The sequence below is a fragment of the Methylophaga sp. UBA5088 genome, from assembly GCF_002414625.1.
Lineage (GTDB): Bacteria > Pseudomonadota > Gammaproteobacteria > Nitrosococcales > Methylophagaceae > Methylophaga > Methylophaga marina.
Genome location: NZ_DIAC01000078.1, coordinates 2,583 through 6,415, shown reverse-complemented (window position 1 = coordinate 6,415; position 3,833 = coordinate 2,583). Strand labels below are relative to the sequence as shown.

The window sequence follows — 3,833 nt, the reverse complement described above, 5'->3', positions numbered from 1 at the left end:
CAATGTCTGGAGTGATGCCAAGTTTGTCCAGTTGCTTGATAATACCGATGTGCGCCCAACCACGTGCAGCGCCGCTACCCAAAGCAAGACCGACCTTTAACTTACTGCTCAACTTAACACCTATTTGTTATATTTTTCATATAAATAAAGAGTATTTTTAAAGTAATGACCGAACAAAGTGAACTGTTATTCGTATACGGTACATTGATGAAAGATACACATCATCCCATGGCAAAGTTACTTGCAGAACACAGCGAGTTCATCTGTCGTGCCACTCTGCAAGCACAACTCTATCTCATTGACTATTATCCTGGTGCCATTTTATCTAATAATGAACACGACATCGTATACGGTGATTTATATAAGTTGTCTTCAACTGGCTGGCTACTGAATCAGCTCGATGATTATGAAGAATGTTCTTCTGCTTTTCCTGAACCACATGAGTATCAACGTCAGCAGGTGACGGTTCAAACTATAAATAGCACTCTCAAAATATCGACCGCTTGGGCTTACCTTTACCAATACCCTGTTGAGAATAAACAGCGAATCAGTGATGGACAATTCAATATGCACTTTTCTGATGGCAAATAATATCTAAAGCTTTTTCAAAGTATTCCGATAGTTAAGTATATAAATTGACTTTTCATAGACAATGAACGAAATACCTAAGCTTTATCACAATGCGATGATCACCATTAGCCCACCATCACAGGTCGAGCCCGCTCGCCCTGCTGCACAGGAAGCGAAACTGACCAACGATGCAGATCGTCGCCAACGTTATGATCGTAGAAAACGTAATCAAAAACCATTCATAGAACGCCGCGTTTCTTCAGACCGTAGAGCACACAGGTTTGAAGCAAAAGCCTAGCAGCATTAATCAGATAAAGGTGGAAAATCCGCCGCATATTTTTGAATCCATTCCTGTGCTGCCTCGTCACTTGTCAGTTGACGTCCTGTTTTAGCTTTGATGCGCTTTTTATAATCTTCTATATAACAAATTTGTTCGACCATCCTGAGAGCATATCGGACGGCTTTATTCTGAAATGAAATACCCACCAGATACTCATCTCCTTCCGGTTTACACCAACTCACTATGCCTTTTGCAGTAAAGGTGGGTTTTGAGGTGAGAATATTTACTTCAACGACATTGCCTGTAGCAAGCGTCACTTGTGAACGAAAACATAGACCTCCCTTGCTGACATCTTTCAAAGGTACCTGTTTTTTCTCTTCGCCTCGCTTAACCTGAATAGGCACACTACTGGGGTGACGGATAAACCGTCTGATTTCTTCTATCATTTCAAAAAACTTTCAATCCTTTTCAGCACATTTTTAAAACAATTTTTTCAGTTTATCCTGAACAAGACCCAAGCGGCCTGTTTTCACAGCCCCACGTCGTATTCCTTTGACAGGTGCTATGTAATATAAATCACCATTTTTCCCTTCAAGTTGCTCGGGCACCCCCACTGACTTTGCCAGTCTGGCATTGGCTCTAAGGTGTTGAAACTCCCCATGAACAGGAATAGCACAAGCGGGTCTAACCCAGCGATACATGGCTTTCAACTCTTCCATTGCCGGATGACCTGAAGCATGAATTTCCAGTCGGCTGTTATCCTCCGTAATCACATCCACCTGCATGGCCTTGAGCCGTTCAATTAATGCTTCAATCGGTAATTCATTACCAGGAATCACTTTGGAACTGAAAATTACCGTATCCCCGGCTTCTAATTCAATATCACGGAAACTGTTCTGACTGAGTCGGTTTAACGCTGTTCTGGGTTCGCCCTGACTTCCCGTTGCAACTAATAGAACAGTATCGCGCGGCAAAAAACCTAAATGATGCGGGTCGACAAAGGTTTCAATGCCATTCCATAGACCCACACGTTTGGCTGCTGAATACGTGTTTAATAGCGAGCGACCTAATAAGCCGAGGTGTCTTCCCGTTTCTTTAGCAATATCTGCTACCGTTCGTAAACGGGCAATATTGCTGCCAAAGCAGGTGACTACAACCCGCCCTTTTGCCTGTTCTACATGATGTTTCAGGCCTTTGTACAACGTTGCTTCAGATGTTGACCAACCAGGTACATTAGCATTGGTCGAATCACACACCATCGCATCAACGCCCAGCTCAGCCAACCGCGCATAATCTTCTTCTTTATAGGGTTCGCCCACCACCGGTGCGGAATCAAGCTTCCAGTCAGCGGTATGAAACGCTTTACCAACAGGGGTGGTGATCAATAAAGCAAACGGATCAGGAATGGAATGTGTTAGCTGGATCCACTGCACATTAAAGACCCCTATTTGTCTTGATGCATGTGCCTCAACCACATGGACTTTCACTTTTTTGATTAACCCGGCTTCAGCCAGTTTTCTGCGCAGAATTTCTGCCGTATAAGCTGTGGTATAGATAGGACAACGAAACCGTTCCCACAAATAAGGAACAGCACCGATGTGGTCTTCATGAGCATGGGTGATGACCAGACCATCCAGTTGTTCTTTTCGATCGACAATAAATTGTGGATCAGCCATCTGCACATGGGCTTGAGCACCTTCTACTGGTTCACCGTCAATATCTGTTTTTGCCTCAAACGTCACCCCACAGTCCACCATTAACCAACGGCCATCATGACCATAAAGGTTCAGGTTCATGCCTATTTCGCCGGTTCCTCCCAGTGGCAAAAACCAGAAGTCAGACTCATCAGGTGTCATACGTGTCCTTTTGTAGCTTGCTATCGTTTACAGTTAGTTTGGCAGGGTTTTGTCAGATAGGAAAATATCATACGCATTCTGAATCGATTACGGTTACAACAGAATCGTATTTTTTACTATTACTCTTTTAAAAATAAGGAGTTCCGGCTCAGTGATTCGTTCGAGGTTCAACAATGGTATAATTGCCGGCTGCTTTTTTGTAAGTCATTGATTTAATGACCTAAGAAAACCAATGGAGAGAGACCATAATAATGACAACATCAAACTTAATGACAGAAGGTTTAAACCTGATGCTTATCGGCATGAGCTTCGTCTTTATATTTCTGACTTTGCTGGTGTTTGCCACCACCATCATGTCACGCATTATCACCAGTTACGAAAAAAATGTAGGGGTCTTACCCGAAGAAGGTATTTCCTCACCTACGGCCGTCATCAGTCCGGCGATGAATCAATCCCAACATGCTAATGATGACAAAAACCTCATTACTGTGCTCTCAGCGGCAGTACACAAATTTCGTTCACGCCACAAATAACCCCAGATTTAGGCTATTTCGAACCAATTAAAAGGCCATGAATATGACCGAAGTAAAAAAACCTCTAGGCATCACAGATGTCGTTTTACGTGACGCCCACCAATCACTCTTTGCAACACGTCTTAGACTCGATGATATGTTACCCATCGCTGATAAGCTTGACCAAATCGGCTTCTGGTCAGTAGAAAGCTGGGGTGGTGCCACTTTTGATGCCTGCATTCGTTATCTTGGTGAAGATCCTTGGCATCGCATTCGTTCACTGAAAGAAGCCATGCCTAATACTCGTCAGCAAATGCTGCTACGTGGTCAGAATTTATTAGGCTATCGTCACTATGCGGATGATGTCGTTAAAAAGTTTGTCGAAAGAGCGGCGATCAATGGCGTTGACGTGTTCCGCGTGTTTGATGCGATGAACGATCCGCGTAACCTGGAAACAGCCATCAAAGCTGTGCTGGAAAATGACCGTCATGCTCAAGGTACTATCGCTTACACCATCAGTCCGGTTCATGATCTAAATTTGTGGTTAGACATGGCTAAACGTATTGAAGACATGGGTGCCCACTCTTTATGTATTAAAGATATGGCTGGTTTGCT

5 protein-coding genes and 1 pseudogene are annotated in these 3,833 nt (G+C 43.6%); 4 read left to right on the top strand and 2 right to left on the bottom strand.

From position 1 onward, the window contains the following. Positions 1–165: 165 nt before the first annotated feature. Positions 166–591, top strand: coding sequence for a gamma-glutamylcyclotransferase family protein (locus tag B4K20_RS09960; RefSeq protein ID WP_286304491.1), 426 nt, complete (start codon positions 166–168; stop codon positions 589–591). A 61-nt stretch (positions 592–652) separates the two neighbouring features. Beyond that, a complete protein-coding gene (locus B4K20_RS09955; RefSeq protein ID WP_289282766.1) occupies positions 653–868 on the top strand; it encodes a hypothetical protein in 216 nt (71 codons plus the stop codon). Positions 869–873: 5 nt separating this feature from the next. Here B4K20_RS09955 and B4K20_RS09950 read toward each other — a convergent pair whose 3' ends face one another. After that, on the bottom strand, positions 874–1,296 hold the full coding sequence (locus B4K20_RS09950) for a PilZ domain-containing protein (RefSeq protein ID WP_289282765.1): 423 nt from the start codon (positions 1,294–1,296) through the stop codon (positions 874–876). A gap of 33 nt (positions 1,297–1,329) precedes the next feature. Beyond that, the gene (locus B4K20_RS09945) at positions 1,330–2,706 is read right to left on the bottom strand and encodes a ribonuclease J (protein ID WP_289282764.1); all 1,377 of its coding nucleotides are present in this window, start codon (positions 2,704–2,706) and stop codon (positions 1,330–1,332) included. Between the two features lie 251 nt (positions 2,707–2,957). Here B4K20_RS09945 and B4K20_RS09940 point away from each other — a divergent pair, with 251 nt between their 5' ends. Both B4K20_RS09940 and B4K20_RS09935 read left to right on the top strand, forming a co-directional pair. Next, positions 2,958–3,239 carry an OadG family protein gene (locus B4K20_RS09940; protein ID WP_286304488.1) on the top strand — a complete coding sequence of 94 codons (282 nt, stop codon included), beginning with the start codon at positions 2,958–2,960 and terminating at the stop codon, positions 3,237–3,239. Between the two features lie 43 nt (positions 3,240–3,282). After that, positions 3,283–3,833 (top strand): annotated as a pseudogene (locus B4K20_RS09935) (oxaloacetate decarboxylase); the annotation flags it as partial.